This window comes from Cellulophaga sp. BC115SP, from assembly GCF_009905545.1.
Classification (GTDB): Bacteria; Bacteroidota; Bacteroidia; order Cytophagales; family Spirosomataceae; genus Flectobacillus; species Flectobacillus rivi.
Window position 1 is genome coordinate 315,332 of sequence record NZ_JAAALB010000001.1, and the last position, 25,082, is coordinate 340,413.

The 25,082-nt window shown below is 36.4% G+C and carries 23 protein-coding genes; 6 read left to right on the forward strand and 17 right to left on the reverse strand.

What is annotated here, in order from left to right; all coding sequences use genetic code 11:
- Positions 1-124: 124 nt before the first annotated feature.
- From GVN22_RS01300 to GVN22_RS01320, 5 genes are all read right to left on the reverse strand, one after another.
- Complete coding sequence (locus tag GVN22_RS01300) at positions 125-598, reverse strand: DUF6428 family protein (RefSeq protein ID WP_166549253.1); 474 nt, start codon at positions 596-598, stop codon at positions 125-127.
- Positions 599-908: 310 nt separating this feature from the next.
- Positions 909-1,241, reverse strand: coding sequence for a helix-turn-helix transcriptional regulator (locus GVN22_RS01305; protein WP_166549254.1), 333 nt, complete (start codon positions 1,239-1,241; stop codon positions 909-911).
- A 32-nt stretch (positions 1,242-1,273) separates the two neighbouring features.
- Positions 1,274-1,894, reverse strand: a complete 621-nt coding sequence (locus tag GVN22_RS01310; protein WP_166549255.1) for a protein-tyrosine-phosphatase — start codon at positions 1,892-1,894, stop codon at positions 1,274-1,276.
- Between the two features lie 376 nt (positions 1,895-2,270).
- On the reverse strand, positions 2,271-2,777 hold the full coding sequence (locus tag GVN22_RS01315; RefSeq protein WP_166549256.1) for a GNAT family N-acetyltransferase: 507 nt from the start codon (positions 2,775-2,777) through the stop codon (positions 2,271-2,273).
- Between the two features lie 144 nt (positions 2,778-2,921).
- Positions 2,922-4,949 (reverse strand): glycoside hydrolase family 3 N-terminal domain-containing protein, encoded by a 2,028-nt coding sequence (locus GVN22_RS01320; protein WP_166549257.1) that lies wholly within the window; start codon positions 4,947-4,949, stop codon positions 2,922-2,924.
- 134 nt (positions 4,950-5,083) lie between these two features.
- Between GVN22_RS01320 and GVN22_RS01325 the strand changes: the two genes are divergently transcribed.
- The 5 genes from GVN22_RS01325 (at position 5,084) to GVN22_RS01345 (ending at position 12,990) form a co-directional block, all read left to right on the forward strand.
- Positions 5,084-5,944 (forward strand): AraC family transcriptional regulator, encoded by an 861-nt coding sequence (locus GVN22_RS01325; RefSeq protein ID WP_166549258.1) that lies wholly within the window; start codon positions 5,084-5,086, stop codon positions 5,942-5,944.
- A gap of 543 nt (positions 5,945-6,487) precedes the next feature.
- Complete coding sequence (locus GVN22_RS01330; RefSeq protein ID WP_166549259.1) at positions 6,488-6,907, forward strand: hypothetical protein; 420 nt, start codon at positions 6,488-6,490, stop codon at positions 6,905-6,907.
- 174 nt (positions 6,908-7,081) lie between these two features.
- Positions 7,082-8,167, forward strand: a complete 1,086-nt coding sequence (locus GVN22_RS01335) for an efflux RND transporter periplasmic adaptor subunit (protein WP_166549260.1) — start codon at positions 7,082-7,084, stop codon at positions 8,165-8,167.
- A 181-nt stretch (positions 8,168-8,348) separates the two neighbouring features.
- Positions 8,349-11,555, forward strand: a complete 3,207-nt coding sequence (locus tag GVN22_RS01340) for an efflux RND transporter permease subunit (RefSeq protein WP_166549261.1) — start codon at positions 8,349-8,351, stop codon at positions 11,553-11,555.
- Complete coding sequence (locus tag GVN22_RS01345; RefSeq protein ID WP_166549262.1) at positions 11,548-12,990, forward strand: TolC family protein; 1,443 nt, start codon at positions 11,548-11,550, stop codon at positions 12,988-12,990. The genes GVN22_RS01340 and GVN22_RS01345 overlap by 8 nt, the downstream gene beginning before the upstream one ends.
- 301 nt (positions 12,991-13,291) lie before the next feature.
- On the opposite strand, the gene GVN22_RS01350 is transcribed toward GVN22_RS01345, so the two are convergent.
- The 9 genes from GVN22_RS01350 to GVN22_RS01390 form a co-directional block, all read right to left on the reverse strand.
- Positions 13,292-13,636: a hypothetical protein gene (locus tag GVN22_RS01350; RefSeq protein WP_166549263.1), complete on the reverse strand. Its 345-nt coding sequence runs from the start codon at positions 13,634-13,636 to the stop codon at positions 13,292-13,294.
- Positions 13,637-13,926: 290 nt separating this feature from the next.
- Positions 13,927-14,268 (reverse strand): hypothetical protein, encoded by a 342-nt coding sequence (locus tag GVN22_RS01355; RefSeq protein ID WP_166549264.1) that lies wholly within the window; start codon positions 14,266-14,268, stop codon positions 13,927-13,929.
- 252 nt (positions 14,269-14,520) lie between these two features.
- Complete coding sequence (locus tag GVN22_RS01360; protein WP_166549265.1) at positions 14,521-14,904, reverse strand: hypothetical protein; 384 nt, start codon at positions 14,902-14,904, stop codon at positions 14,521-14,523.
- Positions 14,905-15,019: 115 nt separating this feature from the next.
- Positions 15,020-15,385, reverse strand: a complete 366-nt coding sequence (locus tag GVN22_RS01365) for a hypothetical protein (RefSeq protein WP_166549266.1) — start codon at positions 15,383-15,385, stop codon at positions 15,020-15,022.
- 380 nt (positions 15,386-15,765) lie between these two features.
- Entirely contained in the window at positions 15,766-16,677 is a 912-nt protein-coding gene (locus tag GVN22_RS01370; RefSeq protein WP_166549267.1) for an AraC family transcriptional regulator, read from the reverse strand.
- A gap of 84 nt (positions 16,678-16,761) precedes the next feature.
- Entirely contained in the window at positions 16,762-17,196 is a 435-nt protein-coding gene (locus tag GVN22_RS01375) for an ester cyclase (RefSeq protein WP_166549268.1), read from the reverse strand.
- A gap of 13 nt (positions 17,197-17,209) precedes the next feature.
- Positions 17,210-17,974 carry an SDR family NAD(P)-dependent oxidoreductase gene (locus GVN22_RS01380; protein WP_166549269.1) on the reverse strand — a complete coding sequence of 255 codons (765 nt, stop codon included), beginning with the start codon at positions 17,972-17,974 and terminating at the stop codon, positions 17,210-17,212.
- A 298-nt stretch (positions 17,975-18,272) separates the two neighbouring features.
- The gene (locus GVN22_RS01385) at positions 18,273-18,668 is read right to left on the reverse strand and encodes a hypothetical protein (RefSeq protein ID WP_166549270.1); all 396 of its coding nucleotides are present in this window, start codon (positions 18,666-18,668) and stop codon (positions 18,273-18,275) included.
- Between the two features lie 363 nt (positions 18,669-19,031).
- Positions 19,032-19,622: a hypothetical protein gene (locus GVN22_RS01390; RefSeq protein ID WP_166549271.1), complete on the reverse strand. Its 591-nt coding sequence runs from the start codon at positions 19,620-19,622 to the stop codon at positions 19,032-19,034.
- A gap of 2,164 nt (positions 19,623-21,786) precedes the next feature.
- Between GVN22_RS01390 and GVN22_RS01395 the strand changes: the two genes are divergently transcribed.
- Positions 21,787-22,179 (forward strand): hypothetical protein, encoded by a 393-nt coding sequence (locus GVN22_RS01395; RefSeq protein ID WP_166549272.1) that lies wholly within the window; start codon positions 21,787-21,789, stop codon positions 22,177-22,179.
- Between the two features lie 226 nt (positions 22,180-22,405).
- On the opposite strand, the gene GVN22_RS01400 is transcribed toward GVN22_RS01395, so the two are convergent.
- The 3 genes from GVN22_RS01400 to GVN22_RS01410 are packed head-to-tail and all read right to left on the reverse strand — an operon-like array spanning position 22,406 to position 24,835.
- Positions 22,406-23,149 carry a hypothetical protein gene (locus GVN22_RS01400; RefSeq protein ID WP_166549273.1) on the reverse strand — a complete coding sequence of 248 codons (744 nt, stop codon included), beginning with the start codon at positions 23,147-23,149 and terminating at the stop codon, positions 22,406-22,408.
- Positions 23,150-23,159: 10 nt separating this feature from the next.
- On the reverse strand, positions 23,160-24,167 hold the full coding sequence (locus tag GVN22_RS01405; protein ID WP_166549274.1) for a bestrophin family protein: 1,008 nt from the start codon (positions 24,165-24,167) through the stop codon (positions 23,160-23,162).
- On the reverse strand, positions 24,167-24,835 hold the full coding sequence (locus GVN22_RS01410; protein WP_166549275.1) for a potassium channel family protein: 669 nt from the start codon (positions 24,833-24,835) through the stop codon (positions 24,167-24,169). Before GVN22_RS01410 ends, GVN22_RS01405 begins: the two co-directional genes overlap by 1 nt.
- Between the last annotated feature and the right edge of the window lie 247 nt (positions 24,836-25,082).

Here is a 25,082-nt window from a genome sequence, read left to right on the forward strand (position 1 = left end):
GTTTTTGCTCTAGGCTATAAGCTTTATGCCCTAAGCCAAAATATTAATTGTTTCTTATCAATCTTGTTAACCTCAATGCCAAAGACTTAGTCCTGATGATGCGAAGAAGTTAGATTAAACATTTTTAACAACATCCGCTTCCAGGCGTGCAGCATGCTGACTGACTTGCTTGCAAATCACTCAAGCGAACTTTAGGTTTTTGGGCAGGGACGCCACATGCATCTTGCGCCAAACAAGCTGTTTTCTTCGGTAGCAATTGGAAGTTTGTGCCATCAAATCCTAATCCATACTTCCCAATGGTATCAGACTGATACTCAACCTCTACTTCCAAATCTCCAATACCTAATTTATTTTCGGATAATGCGATGATATTCAATAACTTTTGTGGTTTCAAACGATGTTCGAAGTCATTTGCATCCCATAATTGGAAGTTAATAATCTTCTCGATACGCTCTACTCCACCACAATCAATAAAATGTCTGGTGATTAGTCCGACTTCTGTTACATGAAAATGTTCTGGTACAAAAGTGCCATTTGCTAATTGAAAATTTACCGATTCGGCAGTTGCTAAATGTTGTTTTACTTCTGAAAGTTTCATGATTTTATGCGTTTTGATGAAAATAAGTAATCGTGCAGAATAAGATTTAAGCTATGTGTGTAGGCACTAGGCAACAGGCACAAGGCAAAGAGTGTTAAAAGGTTTTTTAATAACCACAGCCATGCTTTTTTCCAAAGCCCACCGCCGAAAGCCGTTACCTGAAAGCCCAAAGCCCAATCTTAAATTTTACCCGCTTTAAGCTCTAGGCTTTATGCGGTAGGCAAAAAGTTAAATAGTATTTCTCATGAAGTAATAGAAACTTTTTTGCCTAATGCTTACGGCTTATAGCCTAGAGCGTATTAATGCAATTTTATTCACAACAACCTTTACGGCTATTGAGCGTGGAGAGAATATTTCCAAAATAACGTTGAAGCTTCTCGACTCCTTTTTCGTCGATACAATAACAAATAGCATTACCTTCAATAGCACCTTTGATTAATCCTGCATTTTTGAGTTCTTTCAAATGCTGAGAAATCGTAGGTTGTGCCAAAGGAAGCTCATTAACGATATCGCCTGTAATACAAGCATTTACCTTCAAGAGATAGTCTAGTATAGCTACTCGAGCAGGGTGACCAATGGCCTTAAACATAATGGCTAAGTCATTTTGCTCTTCAGAAAAAAAATCTGTTTTTGTAATACCCATGTTAATTGAGTGATTGAATGAGTGAGCGATTTTTATTTTACCAAAGAAAACACATATAGTGTCTCCAAAGCGATTTGCTTGCTTCTGGCTTCGTACATGGCAAATTCTTCAGGAGTGCCATCAAAGGCTTTGGGGTCTTCGTAAGGCGTTGCAACTCTTGCACTCGCGCCAAATACTACAGGACAATTTTTGTCGGCACTATTGCAGGTCATTACAGCACAAAATCCAGCCTTTGGATTAGCATCACTATCATACTTTTTAGAAAATGCGGTAACAGGCGCTACATCATCAGCAAAATAGACTTGATAGACAGGATTAGCGCCATCTGTAGTTTTCTCTATTCTAAATCCTAAACGTTCGGATGCCGCAACTGCTCTTTCATTAAAAGCTGTTTCTTCAGTTCCACCCGAATAAGTTTCCAATTGTGGAATACCATAATAAGCGGCCGCCACACCAGCCCAAATTTGCCCATAATGACTCCTGCGAGAATTGTGTGTACATATATATACCAATCTCACAGGCTCTTGATTAGCTACCTGTGCGCTTATATAGCTTGAAATTTGTGTCAGAAGAGCTTTTCTTTCTTCTGAAATCGTATCAAATTGAGCAATTGAGGCTTCAATTAAATCTTGAATTGGACTGAAAATCATCATTAGAAATGTTGGTTAAAATATAAATTCTGAATGTTGAGTGATGACGCAAAATAAAATTGATGTAGTGGTAACTCTTGCAGTTTCCACCTTCAAAATGGCAACCGCAAGGGTTGCAAGTACACGTTAAAAAACAATGAATAAGAACTCTTTTGAACAAGATAAAAACCTTCTTAAGCACTAACTCACAAATCATCATTAGGCTTATACGAAGGATTATAGAAACTGTTTATATCGGATGTTGGATTTCGGAAGTATAATCATATATACTTTGTAAAAATTAAAGGTATTTTACTTTATTTCCGAAATCGGAAATCCCAAATCTACAATAGTCAAAAATCCTTCGTACAGCCCTCATTCATCATTCACAATTCACCACTCAAAACTCTCTGGTGCTTCTTCTCTCTAGGATATAGGTATTGCGCCAAATGCCGTTTCTTTTAGCAATCCTTTCCCGATACCCTACTATCCTAAAACCTGCCTTTTGATGCAAATGAATGCTAATGGTATTCTCTGAAAAAATACTTGACTGGAGCGTCCATATCCCTGCGTTTTCGCTTTCTTCTATCACTCGACTCATTAGGATACTTCCAAGACCTTTACCCTTGGACTCAGTTGCCACATATATGCTCAATTCGGCAACTCCTGCATAGACAGCTCTCGTAGAAACGGGGCTTAGAGCAGCCCAAGCAATAACTTTATGATCTTGTTCTACGACCAAACGGCAGATTTTTAAATGCCCACTATCCCATTTCTCCCACGAAGGCACTTGTGTTTCGAATGTAGCCATATCGGTATCCATACCTGCTTGGTAGATATTAGCGACACTTGTCCAATCACTTTCTTTCATGGCACGAACAGGTATATTATTTTTAATATCTGTCATACGATTTGGCAAATTTTAAAGACAATACAAATCTATATCGCAATATTGCGATATACAAATTTAACGATATATTTTTTCAAAAAAAATCTTGCTCGCTTTATTCAAACGAGCAAGACGTAACAACTAATTATCCAAATATTAACCTTATTTCAATGCTTGTAAGCCATCTCCAAATTTATAGAGTGCATAGTCTCCTTTTTTCATAAAACCTGGAACGTCTGATAGATTTTCTAACACTGCTTTAGATGACGCAGGAATGGAAAATGGAAGTTTACCAGAAGGTTTAAATTTGCCTAGCACGATATCCAAAATAGCCTCGGGAGTTGTACCAAAAGTAGCTAACAATGCATTACTTGGCGCCAATTCTTCCATTACCCAAGGACTCGTAAAATTGACACAAAGTGTGCTTGATTTACCCGACTTTAATAATTTGTTGACATATTCAACATCAATTAAGTTTTTAGAAAGACGTAAATCAATTGGTGCTCCTGTTGAACCAAATAAGCCACCTGCTGTTCCTGGCATCAACCAAACAATAACCTGATCGGCTTCTTCAGGTGTTTTCACAAACTCTACCGCATAATCCGCTGAAGATTTTGGTTGATACACATAATGAGGATTATTTTTGCCACTCTCCAAATACGTTTCAAAATATACCTTAGTTTTAGCTTTGATTGGTAAAACCTTTTCGTTTTTCAACACCACAATCGATTTTCTTAAAGCGATATCTGCCACTTTTTGAAAATTGGCATTTCCTACTGTTTTTTGAGCCGCTTCGGCATCTACATAAGGATTCTCAAAAAGTCCTAATTCAAATCTTTCTTTCAAAATTCTCGAAACAGATTCATCAATACGTTTTTCGCTAACAAGCCCTTTTCTAACCGTTTCTATCAATAAACTTGGGTCGGCAGAACCAGAGTATAAATCAACGCCAGCGTCTAAACTTTTTTGATAACGCTCCAAAATCGAAAGCCCTTCTACGCCCCAAGGCATCATTTCGATAGGTCCAGTATCTGAGTTGACAATACCTTGAAAACCTAGTTTTTTTCTCAATAAATCTGTGATAATAGCTTTGCTGTAAGCAAAACCAACTTCTTCAAATTCAGTTTTGATAGGTTTGGCATAATAGGGCATCATCGAAGAAGTACCCGCTTTAATAGCCGCAATAAATGGTTTGAGATGGTATTCAAACATTCCTCCAGGATAATGCTGGTCTTTCCCAAAATCAAAATGCGGATCTTGACCTTCCACTTGAGGTCCTCCTCCTGGGAAATGCTTGGTTGTAAGTGCCACAGAATTGGGATTCAGTTTTTTTCCTTGAAAACCTTGCACCACTTCAAAAATCATGCTAGCAGCCCAGTCGGCATTTTCGCCAAAAGTGCCTTCTATTCGTTGCCAACGAGGTTCTGTCGCCAAATCCGCCATGTATTGATAGCCCTTGCGAAGTCCCACAGCCTTCCATTCCTGAGCGGCAATTTCAGCAAACTGGCGCGTTAATTTCAAATCATGCATAGCTGCCAAACCAAGTTCTCCCGGCCATTTGGAAAACACGGTTGTACCTACACTCAAGCCCACAGAGTTGTCTCTGGTAATATGATTACGAGGATTGGACGCCACAATCGCTGGGATACCCAAACGAGTATCTTCGGTAAGTGCTTGCAGATTGTTAGACCATTCTGCTATCGTTTTAGCATCGGTGTTGGCACGCAAAATAAAATTTCGCAGGTGTTTTTCTTTCACACCCTTGGTCGTTCCCGATGCCGATAGCAATGGATATGGCAAAGGCTTTCGACTAAACATATTGATATTTTGAACCAAATCTTCCTCGTTAAAACCGCTTGTAATAGGTCCTTTCGGCTTACCTTGTTCGAAAGCAAAATCACCGGCCATACGGGTTGTACTAATAAGCATCATACCAGCCTTTTCGTCCAAAGTCATTTGGCTTATAAGGTTTTGGATTCGGGTATTGATGGGTAATCGCCAATCTTCATAGGCGTCGAGTTTCCCATTTTTGTTCAGGTCTTTAAACTTTAATTTCCCAACCGTCAAAATGGGTACTGTTCTATGCCCCAAGTAAGGTTGTTGGGGATTTTGAGCATATCCTACTCCCCAAATATTTACTAAACCAATAGTAAAAATCGTCTTTAATGAATAAGGTATAATATTTTTCATAGTAAATTTTATTCAAAATTTTCTTTAAATATTTACACAAATGTATCAAAGTAATACAAGTAATTATTTACCAATTCTTCTAATTTTCAATACTTTTTTGACAATTTTAGTTAGAAATATGTAGAATCAATACCATGAAACCACAGTTACTGAAGATTAATAAGCCTTCGGGTTTATCGTTCAACATATTTGAGCAATCCTGCCAGTTTTTTCCAACGCCTTGGCATTTTCATCCAGAAATTGAGATCGTTTGGATGAAATCGAGCACTGGCAAAAAATATATTGGTACAAGTATTGAGGAATTTGGACCCGACGATCTAGTAATTATTGGCTCGTACGTACCACATTTTTACAAAAATGATAGTGATTTTATGGAAGGTAAGTCTTCAGAAATGGCGCAATCGGTTGTGATACATTTTACAGAAGATTTTTTAGGAAATGACTTTTTCTTAAAACCAGAAAATCATAAAGTATGGGAATTGTTAGAAAACGCTAAGCGAGGGATTCAATTTCGTAAAGAGTTTTGTCAGCAAATAAAACCGATACTTGCCTCACTTAGTCAACTGGAAGGTATGGACAAATTGTTAAGTTTTTTATCAATACTCAATCAGATGAGCAAAGAAACTACGATTAAGTATTTGAACTCTTATACCATTACCATCAACAACTCAGAGGAATCGGCAAGAATCAAACAGGTATTTGCTTATATGATGCAAAATTTTCAACATGAAATTCATCTCGAACAAGTTGCCAGTTTGGTCAATATGAGCGAATCGGCATTTAGTCGATATTTCAAGCATCGAACTCGGGAGACGTTTAGCCATATCTTGACCGAAATTCGGATTGAACATGCCTGCAAAATGCTTCAGGAAAAAGATATTTCTATCGCAGATATCTGCTTTGAATCAGGCTTTCAGAATGTTTCTAATTTTAATAGACAATTTAGAAAGATGAAAAAAATGACGCCTTTGAATTATCGCCAATTGTTTAATTAAGCAGTTTTTAGCTCCCAAAAAGCCATTTCATAAGGTTATATATTACTGATGAACATTTTTTGATAAAAATCTTACTTTTTTTTAATCGTGCATTAAACCTTTAGAAACGGAATGAGTCTCAACAAACAAAAGCTTCTTAAATTGAGGTCAAATATTGAACAAAAACTAGATTTGGGTTATATTTGACTGAAAGTTTAGATTGGACAAATCCAAGATTTAAAACTACTTGGAATAAAAACTGAGCTAAATTAAAGAGCGACCACAGCATACAGATTGAATTAATAGTGCCACATACAAAAGTCAACTCACTATATTTCAAACACTTAAAAGCTTCGCTTTTTTACTTCTTTGTATACTCGCCCTTCTAGCTCAATTTGAAGTTTTTGTAGATACTGAAAAAGTACAAAAAAATTTAGACTCACAAGTATTTTTAATAAGAAATAAGGATATAATATAACTAATACAAGATTCTTGTTTCCTTAATAAAAAATTTGAGTTAAAACATTTGCAAGTGTTATTTCAACACACTACTTTTCGCATCAAATGAACAAGACGTTTGTAAAATATCTCTTCTCACTAGTTATCCTCGTGTTGAGCTTCACGAACCAGTTGATGGCTCGCTCGCACAAGGAAGGAGAGAATATTGTGTCTTCTTCTACCTCAAATTCGTCTTTTCACAACGCACTTCTTGACTCGCACCAAAGTCCTGTATTCTCTGTACCTGTTTCAGAAAGAGGAGAAAAAGTATTTTTTGATGCTAATGAAAAAGAAGTCGAAGAGGATGAAGCCATTTTAGCTTCGTCAGAACATATCCAAGGTGGCAATGCCATTGCTTCTCTTTTCTTTAGTTGGTATCACCGTTTAATCCAACTTCGCAGTCCTCAATTTTCTTATTACGATAAGAACCTTTTACAATTAACTCCTAATAAGTTATTCATAGTCTTTCGTGTAATTAGACTATGAGATGATACTTTTGGGGGTTATGCTCCCGTCCTCATTCCAACTATTGTTTCAGTTTCCTAAGTAAGTGATTATTAAGACAGTATGTTTAGGTATTGACTTTGCCTATACTTATTGCCTAAATTGCTTCTAGAACTGATTACAGTAATCTATCTCACAATTTCACAATACAAAATCATGAAAAAAATTCTCATCCTAATGGGTGTGGCTGTGATGCTATGCCATACTAGCTGCGATTCTAAAAAAGAGGAAGAAAAGAAAGAAGAGATCAAACTTCTTGTAACCAGCCCGCTAAAAAAAGACACAACCGCCATTCACGAGTTTGTGAGCCAGATTCGCGCGATTCAGCACATCGAGTTGCGTGCTTTAGAAAAGGGTTACTTAAAAAAGATTTATGTTGATGAAGGTCAGTTTGTGAAGAAAGGACAGTTGATGTTCCAAATTCTTCCTTTGCAATACCAAGCTGAGTTCCAAAAAGCACAAGCTGAAGCAAATTTTGCTGAAATCGAATACCAAAACACTAAGTCGTTGGCTGAAAGTAATATTGTTTCTAAAAACGAATTAGCCTTGGCAAAAGCAAAATGGGACAAAGCAAAAGCTGAAATGGATTTGGCAAAAGTACACTTAGGCTTTACTGAAATCAGAGCACCATTTGATGGTATCATGGACCACTTCGCTGTACGTGAAGGTAGTTTGTTGGATGACGGTGATTTGTTGACAACACTTTCAGACAACAGCAAAATGTGGGTTTATTTCAATGTGCCTGAATCTCAATATCTTGACTTAAAAACAAAGTCAAAAGGAACAACTTTACCTGTGGTAAAATTGAAAATGGCCAATCAAGATATATTTTCTCATACGGGTGTGATTCAAACGATTGAAGCTGACTTCAACAATGAAACAGGTAACATCGCTTTCCGTGCTACGTTTCCAAACCCAGAAAAATTGTTGAGACATGGTGAAACTGGTAGTATTTTGATGGAATCTCCATTGAAAAATGCCGTTATCATTCCACAGAAAGCTACTTTCGAAGTACTTGAGAAAAAATATGTGTTTGTTGTTGATAAAGATAATACGGTAAAATCACGTGAAATTACTATTGCTGCTGAATTGCCAGATATCTATATCATCAAATCAGGTTTGAAAGGTGATGAAAAAATACTTCTTGAAGGTATTAAGAAAGTGAGAGACAACGATAAGATTAAGTTCGATTACGAGGATCCACAAAAAGTGATTTCGCACTTAAGAGTGTATGCTGAATAATAGTAGAAATTGTGAGAGTTAACTATTATGCTTGAGTGAATTCTTAATGCGTGAGTTCTGGAATTCGCACGCATTGGGTTATGGATGAGGTGGTTGTGACTCATAACCACCAATTCACTCAGCTTCAACTCTTTCAATACTTACTTCAATCACTTGTGTATTCAAAAACTTCAAGAAGAATATGTTTAGTAAATTCATACAGAGACCGGTATTAGCGATAGTAATATCGATCGTCATCGTTTTTATGGGGATTTTGTCTTTGAAGACACTCCCTACTTCACAATTCCCAGAAATTGCACCTCCAGTAGTAATGGTAAGTGCATCTTATCCTGGTGCTAGTGCCAAAGTACTTACCGAGTCTGTGCTTATTCCCCTTGAGCAGGCTATCAACGGTGTTTGGGGTATGCGCTACATGACTTCCGATGCTACCTCTGCGGGTGAAGCCAACATTCAAATTGTATTTAACTTAGGTACCGACCCCGACCAAGCCCTTGTACAGGTAAATACTAGGATTGCCCAAGTATTGAACCGCCTTCCGACCTTGGTACAACGTGAAGGGGTTGTTGTAAACCGTGTAATGAACAGTATGTTGATGTATGTCAACCTCTACTCGAAAGACAAAAATGCGGATATGAAATTCTTGTTCAACTTTGCTGGGGTGAACATGATTCCTGAATTACAACGTTTGAATGGTATCGGTCAGGCTCGTATATTGGGTAGCCGTCAGTACGCTATGCGTATTTGGTTGAACCCAGACCGTATGCGTGCTTACAACGTTTCAGCAGACGAAATCATGGAAGCTTTGGGTGACCAAAGTGTGATTGGTTCGCCTGGTCGTATTGGTCGTGCCGATGGTAAACGCGCCGAAGCGCTCGAATATGTATTGACGTATCAGGGACGTTTTAACAAACCTGAACAATATCAAGATGTCATTATCCGCTCGAATCCCAACGGGGAAATCCTGAGGTTAAAAGATGTTGCCAAGGTAGAACTAGGTAGTGAATATTATGATATTTACTCCAACCTAAATGGTTATCCTTCAGCGGCGATTGTCTTGAAACAAACTTATGGTTCAAATGCGAGTGATGTAATCAAGAGTGTTAAAGATAAATTAGATGAACTGAAAAAGTCGTCATTCCCTCCAGGTATGGACTATCAAATCAGTTATGACGTATCTAACTTCTTGAATGCTTCTACCGAAAACGTAATTCATACCCTTCGCGATGCCTTCATTCTTGTGGCATTAGTAGTATTTGTGTTCTTGGGAGACTGGCGCTCAACGTTGATTCCAACGCTTGCAGTACCTATTTCATTGATTGGTGCATTCATCTTTATCAAGTTGTTTGGTTTGACCATCAACATGATCACCTTGTTTGCCTTAGTATTGGCTATCGGTATCGTAGTGGATGATGCCATTGTCGTCGTCGAGGCCGTCCATGCCAAGATGGAAGAGGAACATCTGTCCCCTTATAAGGCCGTAAGAAAAGTATTAGGTGAGATTAGTGGTGCCGTTATTGCGATTACTTTGTTGATGACAGCGGTATTCGTACCAGTAGCATTTATGAGTGGTCCTGTAGGTATTTTCTACCGTCAGTTCTCTATTACAATGGCGAGTTCAATTATTCTCTCGGGGGTAATTGCCCTTACAGTAACGCCAGTACTTTGTGCTATGATTTTGAAAAATAATCATGGTAAGCCTAAGAAGAAAAATATCTTAGACAAAGCCTTGGATGTTTTCAACGCAGGTTTCGAAAAGCTGACAAACTTCTATGTGAATATATTGAAGGTAATTGCTCACCGCAAACTAGTTACTGTTGTATTGTGGATTGTATTTGTGCTTGGTATCGCTGGTATTGCATCAAACCTTCCTTCTGGTTTTATCCCAAGTGAAGACCAAGGTATGATTTATGCCATTATCCAGACACCTCCAGGGTCAACATTGGAGCGTACCAACGATATTTCACGTAAACTTCAAGAAATTGCTGAAAAAGTAGAAGGTATTCAATCGGTATCAGCCTTGGCTGGTTATGAGGTACTTACCGAAGGTCGTGGTTCGAACGCGGGTACTTGTTTGATTAACTTAAAACCATGGGATGAACGTCATCACTCTGTTTCTGAAATCATTTATGAGTTAGAAGAAAAAGCACATGAAATCCCTGGAGCGACCATCGAATTCTTCGATCCACCAGCGGTTCCTGGTTATGGTGCAGCGGGTGGTTTTGCCCTACAATTGTTGGATAAAACTAACTCGGGTGACTACAACCAATTGGAAAATGTGAAAAATGATTTCATGAAAGCCCTAGAAAAACGTCCTGAGCTTACAGGTTTGTTTACTTTCTTTAGTGCCAACTATCCTCAGTACGAACTAGAAATTGACAACCAATTGGCTATGCAAAAAGGCGTATCAATTGGTAATGCCATGAACACTTTGTCTATCTTGATTGGTAGTACATACGAACTAGGTTTTATCAAATTCCAACGTTTCTTTAAAGTATTCGTACAAGCTTCGCCAGAGTTTAGACAATTGCCAGAGGATGTCATGAAATTGTATGTGAAAAATAACCGTGACGAAATGGTTCCTTTCTCATCTTTCATGAAAATCAAAAAAATGCAAGGTCCAAACGAAATTAACCGTTACAACATGTACACCACAGCAGCGATTCGTGGTGGTGCTGCTAAAGGTTTTAGTTCGGGTCAGGCGATTGCGGCGGTACAACAAGTTGCCAAAGAAACATTGCCACACGGATTTGATATTGACTGGGCTGCCCTTTCTTACGATGAAGTTAGACGTGGTAACGAAGCTATCTATATCTTCCTTATCGTATTGGCCTTCGTTTATGTAGTATTGGCTGCTCAGTACGAAAGCTTTATTATTCCATTGTCGGTAGTATTATCGTTACCAGCAGGGGTATTTGGTTCATTCTTAATGATTAAATCAATGGGATTAGCCAACGATATTTATGCACAAGTTGGTTTGGTTATGTTGGTTGGTTTGTTGGGTAAAAACGCCGTATTGATTGTAGAGTTTGCCATGCAAAAACACCACCAAGGCGCAACAGTACTCGACGCTGCTATCGAAGGAGCTAGAGTTCGTTTCCGTCCAATCTTGATGACTTCATTTGCCTTCATTGCAGGTTTGATTCCATTGGTATTGGCACATGGTGCAGGTGCAATTGGTAACAAAACAATTGGTGCTTCGGCATTGGGTGGTATGTTATTCGGTACCATCTTCGGGGTAATCATTGTGCCAGGCTTGTATTATATCTTTGGTTCAATGGCAGAAGGTCGCAAACTCATCAAAGACGAAGAGAACGACTCATTGACAGAAAACCTTGTTCATCAATTAGATTCATTCCCTCAACCAGACGACAGTAACGACGATGAATAATATAAGAAAAATCAATTATTTAGCAACGGGCTGTGTACTGATGATGGTAGCGGCCTGCGTACCAAAGTCTTTGGTACCTGTGACTAAAACAGAAAATCGTAATACACCTGCTACTTATAATGGCGGTACAAGCGACTCGACCAATGTGGCTAAAATCAAGTGGAAAGAGTTTTTCACTGATCCAAAATTGGAAGCCTTGATTGATACAGCTTTGTTAAACAATCAGGAATTGAATCTTACTTTACAAGAAATTGAAATTTCGCGCAACGAAATCAATGCTCGTAAAGGGGAATACCTTCCTTTTGTAAAACTTGGCGGTGGCTTGGGTGTAGACAAGGTTTCGAGATATACCAGTCAAGGTGCGGCAGACGATATGTCTGAAATCCGTCCTGGCGTAAGAACTCCAGAGGTTTTGCCTGATATGATGGTGGGCGCAAGAGCGAGTTGGGAAGTGGATATTTGGCACAAATTGCGTAACGCACAAAAAGTAGCTGCACAAAACTATTTCGCAAGCATTGAAGGCAAAAACTTTCTGGTAACCAATTTGGTAGGCGAAATCGCTAACTCTTATTACGAGTTGTTGGCATTAGACAACCAATTGGCTATTATCAAGCAAAACATCGAGATTTTGAACAATGCCTTGAATATCATCAGACAAGAAAAACAAGCAGCTAAAGTTACTGAACTAGCTGTGCGCAGATTCGAGGCTGAGGTATTCAAAACGCAAAGTTTACAGTATGAAATTCAGCAGAAAATTGTTGAAGCCGAAAACAAAATCAACTTCTTGGTGGGACGTTACCCTCAACATGTCGATAGAAGTTCGGACAATTTCAACACTTTGGCACCAACAAAGATATATGCTGGCTTGCCTTCGCAATTGATTATCAACCGTCCAGATGTAAGAGCCGCAGAGTTGAAACTATCGGCTGCGAAACTAGACGTAAGTATTGCGAGAGCCAACTTCTACCCTTCTTTGGGTTTGAGTGCTGGTTTGGGCTTTAGATCTTACAATCCTTTGTATTTGGTCAATCTACCTCAAGCATTGATTACCTCATTGGCTGGCGATATTGCAGGTCCATTGGTAAACAAATATGCCTTGATTGCTGGCTATAATACCGCTAGCGCCAAGCAAATCAAAGCAATCATCGAGTTTGAAAGAACGGTGTTGAATGCTTGTATTGAGGTAACAAACCAATTATCAAACATTGATAACTTGGATAAGAACTTCAACATGAAGGCTAATCAAGTAGATGCACTTACACAATCTACGGAAATCTCTATCAAACTCTTCAAGTCGGCTAGAGCAGATTATATGGAAGTGTTGTTGACCCAACGTGACGTATTAGAATCACGTATGGAATTGATTGAAACAAAAATGCGCCAAATGAATGCTTTTGTAAATGCTTACAGAGCACTCGGCGGCGGCTGGAATTAATTTGTATTGTGTAATCGTTAGTGCAAATAACCCCATTTTACCGAGTAAGATGGGGATTATTTTTAATTATGAGTTTTGAGTGATGAATTGTGAAACTATTGTAGATTTGGGATTTCTGATTTCGGATATAAAGTAAAATAGACTGTGCTGGTGCTGGATAGAATCCAGCACCTTTTTTTTCTCTGGATTCTATCCAGAAGCTTTCTTTCCAAAACTTTACAAGGGAGTTGATTTTTATAATAGGATTGGAATCCTTAGATTGAGTTAGTACTGGCTAGGAAGCCAGCACCAGCTGAGAAAATTACTTAGCCTCTCTAATAATTATTTTATCTTCACCATCATGTAGGATATAAAAGTAGTTTTTATCTTCATATTTTGCATTTACAGTATTCCTCCCCTCAACATTATGAAATGTTGGAATATCAATTGAACTAACAGGAACATTTATTTTTTTAAGTTCGCCATTAACCATTTCATTCTCTATGATTGTTAGATATTGGCTCTCTCCAAATTTGATTAATAATTCTCCCAAGATACCTTTATATATTGGGAATTTAATTTCTTTTGAGAGCCTAATATTCAATTCTTTATGAACGAATACTAGCAAAATAACAAAAGCTACACATAAAAATATTTTCTTAACCATAATTCTATTTGTCGTTTAGAAGGTCAAATAATTGTACATTAGCTGGTGCTGGCTTCCTAGCCAGTACCTATTTTTTCTCTGGATTGTATCCAGAGACTATCTTCTATCTTCCACAACTTCACAAATGAGTTGACTTTTATCATAGGCTTACCTCATAGACAGATAGCAGAATTATAGAAAGGATTGGAGTCCTTAGATTGAGTTAGTACTGGCTAGGAAGCCAGCACTAGCTGAGTTCCGTTTGGATTATCAATACCTCCCTGCTTTTTATAGATTGGAATATTAATGTTTTATTTGCTATAATTAGTAAATAATGTGTCTGTCTCCATAATTATCCACTTTTCTTTCGTTCTTCTTAGAGTACCTTTTAGAGTCATTTTTCGTTTTTCTCTAAATAATGTTAATTCAAATTTTGTTGGTAAATCTTTGTAATAATTTGCATCGTCAAAAGTATATTTGTAGTCATCAACTTTACCAATTTCACTCTCTATTGAGGAGTCTTCTTTCATTTTTTCAATAGCCTCATTTAGGATTTCAGGAGATATTCTATTGAAGATTATATTATTCACCGTATCTAAAAAAACATTTCCTATTATTAGAGTAATTATGATTTTAACGATTTTATTCTTCATTATTTTTAATTGACAATTTGAATTCAACTCCTATTATTAGTTTTGCACTAAATGAGAACACAATAGCTGATTTTTTCTAGCTTCCTATGTACCAATGCTTCTCTAGATTCTATTCAGAAACAATCTCACACTTGAGTTAACTTTCAACATAGGTTTACCTCATAGACAGATAGCAGAATTATAGAAAGGGTTAGAGTCCTTAGATTGAGTCAGTACTGGCTAGGAAGTTGGCACTAGCAGGGGGAAAAAGATTTATTCTACCTTTATGTCTTCATCTCGAATGTACTTTTGCCAAAAAGATAAATATTCACTTTTATTCAAATAACAGTAGGCTTTACCATTTCTGACATCAATAACTGTATACTTTCTCTTCTCTATTGGGATGTCTTTCAACTTCAAACGACATGAAATTGAGTCAGTTGATACAGCGCAAATAAAATCGTCGTTAAATTTTAGATCCTTTACCGACTCTATCAAATTACAGCTTCCACCAAGTCCACCTCCTAATGATAGACGATTCGTGCAAGAACCTTCTACATAATATGCATTGTTTCCAGGCAGTTCAATCATACCATCTGACATATTGCAGCTATTTAAGATAAAAAAGCAGGCAGTAAATAATAGTTTTTCTTTCATAATATATTCACCTCGTGGATTGATAGCAGGGTTGAAGTTCTTAGATTGAGTTAGTACTGGCTAGGGAGCCAGCACTAGCGGGTGTCCAAGTCATAGACTTGAACCATTATCATATTTATTTAATCCGTTTGAAAAAACTTGACATAAAAATAGCATTTGCATGAACATAGTCTAATTGCATAGTATCATTATAAAATACGCATTTATATGTGGTTCCACCTGAATTCAGAAACCCATTATTTTCCCAAAAGTATTTTTCTACAACCATATTGCCCGTAGTATATTGCTGGTGTAAAAAAACACTATCCTCAAGATATTCATCATACCATTTTACGCCAGATGGTGCTTCTATTCTTCCATTACCGAGACCGATGAATTCCCATTTCCCTAAAATCGCTTTTTGTGGAGAAATATCTTCGTCTTTACAGCCTGTAGAAAGCGTAAATAACAATAGTAAAATAAGTGCAGATCGTGTTTTCATTTTTGCAGAAATAAAGTATTGAATGTGTAAAATATAACCCTGTATTAAAATCTAATTTTAGATAAATTTCAAGTTTAATAATGAGATTAATCTAAAGATACTTCACGGATAATAATGGTTGTAATTAGCCTCCACTTTTATAGAATCAACCAACACTGGTGCTAGATTCTATCCAGAGGCTATCATCTCAAAACTTCACAAATGAGTTGACTTTCATCATAGGTTTACCTCGTAGACAGATAGCAGAATTATAGAAAGGATTGGAATCCTTAGATTGAGTTGGTGCTGGCTGGGAAGCCAGCACGAGCGGGGAACTTTCCTTCTAGAAGTATAGATGTATATTTGAAGAAGGCTATTTTATGATTTTATGCTAACGTTTCTTAATTAAATGATCTTCGAAAATCCAATGGCGAAACGCTTGTCTTCTTTTTGAAAAGTTTGCTAAAAGACTGAGGGTGCTCAAACCCCAGTTCATAGGCAATTTCACTGACTGAAAGTTGAGTAACAGATAACTTCTCTTTCGCCTTTTCGATCAGTTTTTGATGTATGTGCTCCTGAGCATTTTTACCAGTGAGTTGCTTCAACATACTACTCAGGTAATCAGGTGAAACATTCATAGCATCAGCAACGTTTTTCACGAAAATAAGACCGTCTTTTTTGGGAGCTTCAGATGAGAAATAGGAGTTCAGATAGTTTTCAACTTTCGTCAGCATTTGGTGATTGCTGATTTTTCTGGTAATAAACTGTCGGTGATAAAACCTCTCACAATATTTGAGTAGAAGTTCTATCTGAGCAATAATAAGACCTTGTGAAAAGCCGTCAATATTAGCATGATATTCCTGCCTGATGTTTTCGAAAATATTGAGGATAGTAGTTTCTTCTTTACTGGAAAGGAATAGAGCTTCATGAATCGAATAATCAAAAAAGGAATAATTTTTAATATTCTGTGCTAAATGCGATCCCCATATAAAGTCAGGATGTACTTGCAACAAATAACCGGACCCATTGTTTAATGAGTCCGGGTTTCTTTCGATCCGTAGAACCTGCCCTGGTGCAATAAAAGACATCAGTCCTTCATCAAAATCGTAAATCTGTTGCCCGTAATAAAGTTTGGCTCCAATATCGCGCTTTAAAGCTATCGAATAAAAATCCATGACAATATTCACAGCTTGAGAATATTCGGCAAACTGCAACATCGAATAATCAACGAGGCTGATTAGCGGATGTTCGGGCTTGGGGAGTCCTCTGAAACGGTGGTATTCAGTAATTGATTTAATTCTTACGATTTCCATATAGGCAAATGTAAAGTTTTCTAAGCTATTGCGGAATGAACAATTTGAAAAAGACAGATAGAGAGCAGACCATCTGACGATTTTCTACGACTTACTTTTCATTAAAAGCCCAAACCAATCTTCCAGATGCCAAGTGTGGGTAAGCTTACCTTCTTTTAGGTAATGAAATTCGTGCAATGCTACAGAAACCTTTTGGTGTGTTGGCGCAATCCCCATGATTTCATGAGCATGGGTAAACTCCATTGAAGCCCTTACAGCAGCCCGCTCATGGGTTCCGACAATGTCATGAACGACAACCTCTATATCTGGACAGAGTTCAAAAAGATGTCTCATAATTTTCTGAAGCCCCTTTGGTCCGTCTTCCTGACCGGGAGCAAGCGGAATATCTTTCCAGTCAGGCATGCAAATTTGATCTAATATTTCAGGATTCTTCATCTTGAATGCACCGTAAAATTTCATGATCGTATCGATCTCTGTTTCCGTTAATGCTTTAATGAGCATAGTTTCTCTATTTTCCATTTTGATTTAGCTATTAAAGATTAGATCCTCCTGAAATCTCGATTCGCTGGGCATTGATCCAACCTGCAGCATCACTACATAAAAAAGCAACAACTCCTCCGATATCTTCCGGAAGTCCGACTCTTCCCAAAGCAGTCTGAGAGGCTAAATATTGATTCATTTCTGCATTATCCCTCACGGCACCGCCCATAATATCAGTTTCAATCGCTCCTGGAGCTACTACGTTTGCCCTGATGTTTCTTTTGCCTAATTCCTGAGCTTGGTATTTAGTCAATGTTTCCATAGCACCTTTTAATGCGGCATAAGTTGCAAAACCTGGGGTAGTAAAGCGAGTAAGACCTGAAGAAACATTTACGATACCACCGAAAGCATTAATTTGGGGCAACAACTTTTGGGTGAGAAAAAATGGTCCTCGAAAGTGTACATTTTCCATTTCTATGAACTGTTCTTCTGTGATATGTTCATAAGCTGCATAATGAATAAATCCTGCATTATTAACCAGAAAATCAAAACGATCCGTATTCCATTGAGACTGTAATTCGGATGTTAAATCTGTTACAAATACATCAAAACTTGAAGAATCTGAAACATCAAGTTTCAATGCAATTCCTTTTTGTCCGAGTTCCTCAATTTGTTTTACGACTTTTTCGGCAGCTTCTTTTTGGCTATTATAGGTAAAAACTATATCCAATCCATTTTTGGCTAGACTAAGGACCATATCTTTTCCGAGACCACGGCTTCCTCCTGTTACGACTGCAATTTTGTTTTTAGTTGACATACTTTTGCTTTTTATATTAATGTGCAGCAAAGGTATGTCGAGAATATAAAGAGAATTTAGCCATATCCTGACTCTTCGTAGCTAAAACCAGAATTATATATAATATTAGTTTTTAGATATTCAATATCTTTTTTAATTGTTATTCGTATCAATACATTCATACTGGTGCTGGAGACTATCTTCCTACAACCTCACAATTGAGTTGACTTTCACCGTAGGTTTACCTCATAGACAGATAGCAGAATTATAGAAAGGATTGGAACCCTTAGATTGAGTTGGTGCTGGCTGGAAGTCAGCACTAGAGAGGGGATTTTATTTTTTTTGAAATAGAGACATTAAATATGGTTGAAAAATTATTAGTTTCAAGACGAAGGTTGTCATCATAAAATTGATACTTGTAATCGAATATCAACCAGAAGCCATCTTGACGTTGAGTTCCTATATGTAGAAGAGAATCTATCCAATATTTCTTCACAAATGACTTTTTTGTTGCATAATCATATTCAATAAGTACGCTATCACTAAGAAATTGACGATACCCGCTAGGAACTAATAGTGGTCTTTCTTCTCCATTACCTAGGTATATCTCTTCCCACTTACCTAAAATAATCTCTTTCGGAGAAATTTCTTCTTCTTTACAAGCAGAGGGTAATACGTATATGGATAGTAAAAAAATAATAGATGTCTTTTTCATCTTCGCTCAACTAACGTGATAATTGTATACAATTCAACAATAAAAAATATTCATGTTTTTGGTAAAGAATAATGCTAAAAGAGCCGTGAATTTCAGACTGAAAATATAGCCATTTATCCAAACTAGAAACATAACCCTTAATCTGTTTCCGATGAAGATATAATATTTATTGGCTACTTCCCTATCGGTTTTTATCAGAAAAATTTAACTCCCGCTGGTGCTGGCTTCCTAGCCAGTACCTATTTTTCTCTGGATTCTATCCAGAGGCAATCTTTCCAAAACTTCACAATTGAGCTGACTTTCTTTATAGATTGGAATCTAAGATTGAGCTAGTACTGGCTTGGAAGCCAGTACTAGCGGGGTTTAATTAGTACTTATAGCATTTAAAAATGCTTGATTTTCAACTAACTTCATCACTAATGCATCAATTGCGGGTGGCATAAACTCCTTAAAGCTTCCACCTTTAGTTTTTACTTTACCCACTAAAATATCTGTCCAAATAACCTTATTATTATTGTCTAATAGTTGAAACTTTACGGTAATTTCTGGAATCATTTGAACACTTGCAAAACCACTTATTGCCTCGTAGTCTAATTTTATCAACCAAGATTTGAGTATCAAATCCTCATGTTGAGAATTGTACTGTATTCCTTTTTCTTTTAGCCCATTTTCAATAGCATTCAATAGAATTTCAGTGACAGGATTTTCAGCAAGGTAAGTTCCAGACATAGTCTGACTGTACATATTCTTCTTGTAAAATATTATTCTTTCATCATCATACCCTCTTTCGTCTTTCATTGGCTCAAGTTTAACCTGTTTACTTGATGGCAGTTTATCAGAAATAGTCAATGATGGGCTGTAATTGATGCTTTGAACAGAATTAGTTAAAGCACAGCTAGTTAAAGTAGAAACAATAAAAGAATAGAGTGCGAATTTTAAAATTAGTCGATTCATGTGATTTACATTTTTGTTAAAATAGATTGATTTGGTGTGTCTAAAATCGATATTACATATTCAATGCATGCTTTAATTTTTATCTAAAAATCTGACTATCAGATAAATAGAAAATATAATGATTCAATAGAAATACATTTGGGGATTAAAACTTCATTTTTGAGCGATAAAAATTCAATGAACCATTATTTCACACTATTTATCAAATTATTAATATTTTGATTTTTGCGTTAAAGGATTAGCCCCTGCTGTATGCTTCTCAACTGATTTTCACTACTAAAATCTTATAGATTAACGTCCCTTCTGACACTTCAGCATTTAGTTTGATAAAATTCAGCGCTAAATCATCAGCTGCGTTGTATAGCTCCTTGAGTTATTTAGAATATTGCAAGATGAAATCTATGCTTATTAGTCCATTTATCATTGAGGAATTGTTACAATTTGAAGAATTCTGATACTTGGTTTTCTATATGATAGTTTTCTTTGTGGAGCAACATGAAAATGTTGAATGTTGAAATAATCGCAACTTTGAATTAAATGGCTGTTGAGGCTTTCTTCTTCCGAGGTTTAATGGATATTCAATTTATATCCTTGCATTATCCACAAATAATGTAGCAAACTCCATAGTCAGGTTTATAAAACTTTGGATATTGTTTTTGAGGTTGATTAACGTTTACAAATTCTTTTGTACAGTCATTTTGGAGTACGAATGGATTCTATGTTTGCTATCTTAATCACAGGTGTTTTTGATGATAAGCAACCTTATTTCTAGTCCAATCAGTTGATTCTTTAATAGCTGAGACTTGAGTATTCTTGACATTACAATGAGGATGGTAATCAAGCATGTTCGTATTTTGTTTTGGTGTGTAACTACTAAATATATGCAATATAATTAAAATTTACCTTGACAACTCTCGCAACATATTAAATTGACAAAGGTTTTGGGGAAGTTTAAAATTTATTAACAAAAATCAAGATCCAAATCCTTTCTCCCATCCCTCCTCATTTCTTAGAAAAGCATGATCATTATCAAAGGCTTCCTCCATGTGCAATCCCTCTAACAAGTACATCATAGTACACGAATCCTACATAGGATTGAAAGCCAGCACTAGCATAGGAATAAGACAAGTGTTGTGCATGCCTGCTTTTAATGTCGTTAGATTTCAAGTACAGTCCTTGGTCAATTTATTTGAAAGAGTTTATCAAAAAACAAATTTCAAGGTAAATGCATACGTTACTATTCAAAGAATAATTAATCCAAAAAGAAATTATTACGAGTAAATAGTCTTTATCTATTGCTCACATTAGCTCGAATGATAACAGGGAAAACTTTTACTCGGTTGAATCTAAATCCAATGAAGCTTCTAATTATTTGTAGAAAGCTATTACATATTATATCTATGAAAAATATACTCTTTAAAGTATGTGTGTTGATATACACTTTGGGTATATTCATAAATTTTATAGAATGACTTTTCATACTCGGTATCCCCGTCATCAGGATATATACCGTTGCAATTGATCATTACTTTTTTTCCGTTAGTGAGGGATATTTCTATTGTCTGACTTACAGTCAAAAAATTATTTCTATCAACGAAGACTATCTTTTCTATATTTTTCAAATAAATTTCTCTGTTTTCTTTGGACTCAATAATAATCTTAGAATTACTGATTATAAAGTTATTAGAGAAAACAAAGAAATGAATACTACTACAAACAGCAAAGAATAATGCTAACAGGGCTATGACTTTCAGACTGAAAATATAGCATATTATCCAAACTGGGAGCATAACGCCTAATCTGTTTACAACAAAGAAAGAATATTTATTTACTATTCTCATGCTATTTTTTATCAGTAACATTTATACCTATGCTAGATTTCACCTATTTTTCATCTTCTCACGCTACTCCCAGGCTCTATCAATAGGCAACAATTCCTGAATTTCACAATTGAGTCGATTTTTCTTTACAATTTTATAGTTTAAAAATATGTAAAAAACAGGTCCAACTTATAAAGTAAAATTTCTCAAATAAGATTAGAATCCTTAGATTGAGTTATTATTAGCGTGGAAGCCAGCACTAGCGGTGGAGGCTACAAAATACTTTATCTTCCAGTTTAATAAACAAAGAGCATTATTTGATTAATATTACCAAGACACTTACCATGAGAAGAAATGTTTTAAAATTTCATTATGAAGAAATAGTTTTCATATTGATGATTCTGGCTACTACTGATTTAAAAGACTATCATGAAGGAGATCTAATGAACTTTGCAGAGGCAATTTTAAGATTAGATTCTTTAGCCGACAAGGATTTCCTGAAAAAATTAAAGCCAATAAATATTAAAATTAATAATTATGTTATTAACAGACTTATTGATTTACAGCATGAACTATCTAGTCTTTATGATAGCAAGCTTCATAAGGCTTTGTCTAAAGAAAGTAATACTATAAGTAAATGCTTGATTATTTCTAGGCAATTATTGATGAGGTTAAACGAAGAGTATACTGAACCAACTAAGTATGCTGAGAAACACATGGACGTGGATTGGGATTAGACCTAATTTTGTATTGATACTGAATTATAACTCACATTAGTCCTAGATTCTATCCATAGGCAACAATTCCAGCATTTCACAATTGAGCTCATTTTCTTTACAATTTCATAGTTTAAAGATATTAAAAAAATAGGTCCAAGCCGTAGACTTGAACCTATTGGAATTTTTACTCAGGATTGGAGGCTAGCACTAGCATAAACTTACCCCTGAGAAGATAAAAGATTTGCTAGTCAAACAAGTACAAATTGTTTTGTCTTTCCTTGGTAATCAGATTTATGACATCAAATCTCCTAATCTGCGTAAATGATCCCATGTCACTATCACTGTTAATCAGTATAGATCCGAGTAAAATCACATATTTACAATTATAGTTAGTCAGTTCGACAAGTTCATTGAGTCGTTGATCGATTGCCTCATAAATTACTTCAGTTGCTTCAAATAAAGGGGATGAAGCAGTAAGTACTCGATTTTTTTGCTTGAGCAAAATTTGCTCAATGGTATTCATTTGATAATCCAATTCGGTCACATTACCTGCGATGATTTGGTCGTTGAGCAATTTACCAAGTGCTCCTTTTGCAGCACCACAACAGCCACTATTTTTATGTTGTCCTAGTCGATGAATCTCCCCAATTGTACCTGTTTTTGTTACACCAATATGCGGCCCATAATAAATGAAAACTGCACCATCATCAGGAACATGACTGGCAAATGCAGCCATCCCCGTAAGTCCAGTAAATGGATATCCATCCAATCCTCCCATCTTGAAAGGTCCTAAAAACTCTTGAGTCCTAGCTGGATATTGAATGCTGTTGACATCGTCGCTACAAATACTATCAGCAAGCATTACTTGTTTAGGCTCCAAATCTAGTTCGGATTCTACAAAATCAATGACTTTGTTTACACAATCAATCGTTGTCATTGCTTTGGGATACCATTGATGAACAATCCCTAGTTTTTCTCTTTTTTTCATGTCAAAGTATTTAAAGTATGATATTATTCTTAGGCTGTAGGGCTGGTGGCAAATCTGTTTCACCAAGCATTTCTCTCATATCTATTTCAATAGTTCGGCTCATTTGGGAAATTGGTACATCGTTCGCACTTCCTTCAAAAGGGTTTTCAGTACTTTCGCCCACTTGCTCCAAAGATGTATATATCCAAGAAATCAATACGCTGAACGGAATCACCAACCACACCATATATCCTTTCATCACACCCTCTATTCCTTCGTTGAGCTTGTCAAATTCCTTGAGCAAACCGAAAGGAAGAAGAATACAAAACAGCCTAATGAAAAATGTATTAATCGTTGCGAACTGCCTCGGATAAGGAAAATTTTTGATTCTTTCACTTTTGCCCTGATGATCATAAAATTCCTTCAACATCTTCTGCATTTCGACCATCAAATACGAATCAATCTCCTGATTAGCATAAAGCTCTTTAATGGTCTTACTTTGTAAACTTAGCAGCTGAGCTGCCTTATTTTTGGTAGACAGTATATACACTAACTCTTCCGCTGAAAGGTATTTTTTTAATTCCTCTTCTAGTGTCGTTTCTCTTTCTGGAATGGTATAAAATGCTTTGTACTCTTCATTGTAAGATTTGCTGGCGGTTTCCCAAGCTCTGGCATCTCTCATAGCATATCTAAGCGCAGTCAACCAAGCAAAATGACGATAAAATAGCTCTTTGGTTTTGTCAGCATTACTCAAAAAATCCCTACTCATAGTGCCCCATGCACGACTACTATTTAGAATTGCTCCCCAAATCTGACGTGCTTCCCATGTTCTATTATAAGTTTGTGTATTTTTAAAACCTACAATAAAAGCTGTAGCTGTACCCAATAATGAGACTACAGTCCAAGGTATTGCAAGCCATTTTAGGTCGGCGACCTCATACAACACCACTGGAACAATACCAATGAATAACGTCTTATAGATATTCCTGCGAGTCCAGACTATAAATTCTGATAGTTTGTAAGATTTTCCTGAATGCATTATTTTGATTGATTTGAAGTGAATTTGCTTATTAAAATACCTACCAGAACCACCGAATAAAACTGACCTGCTACACCAATGAGTGAAGTAGTCAATTTGGTAAAGTAGACATTGGGAGTTATATCTCCATATCCTATTGTCGTAAGTGTGACCGAACAGAAATATACGAGATCCATAAAAGTGAGTGCTGGGTCAGAATAATCTACCCCTTTAAATGACTGAGGATACCGATAAACCCACATTTGAAAAAGAAATACGAATATTTCAATTAGTAAAAACAGCCCGCAAGCTGCCGCCGAAATGATATCGGTATTAATATAGCTAGGTTTGATTAGGAATTTAAAAACTTCCAGAAAAATGAAGGAATAAAATATGACATAGCAAATATTCAATAGTAGCATAAATCCGATATTACCTCTGAAGAAAGGAAGCAGGATGGGAAGCAACACCACAAAAAATGTTAAGGCGTTTTTGATGGAATTTTTGGTACGCCCTTTCTCTATAAACACACCCACACTAGCTAAACCAAGAATAACCATGTTGATAGGCCAAATTACCTCAGTGTAAAAAGCTAAGTCAGTAACAAAAATCCCTATGTACAGGTGTTGAACTAAGGCAACCAGCAGTATTTCGTACTTTCTTTCATTGATAAAGCTTTTCAGATTCATATAGTTAAAAGAAATAGTTAAGGTTTTTGAAAAATTATACAAGCTGAGCTATATGACGAAATGTAACACGTTTGGTTACATACTAGCAGATTGAAGAAAGTGAAGAGGGTTCTCCATGTTCAAATGTTAGTCTTGCATTTGTTGAGTGGCTTTTGATTTCGGCTATGTTTATGATAAAATAACCTTATGATTTGAGCTATTGAACTAACTCCATTAGCGATTTCTGCATTAGATAACTATTAGAAAA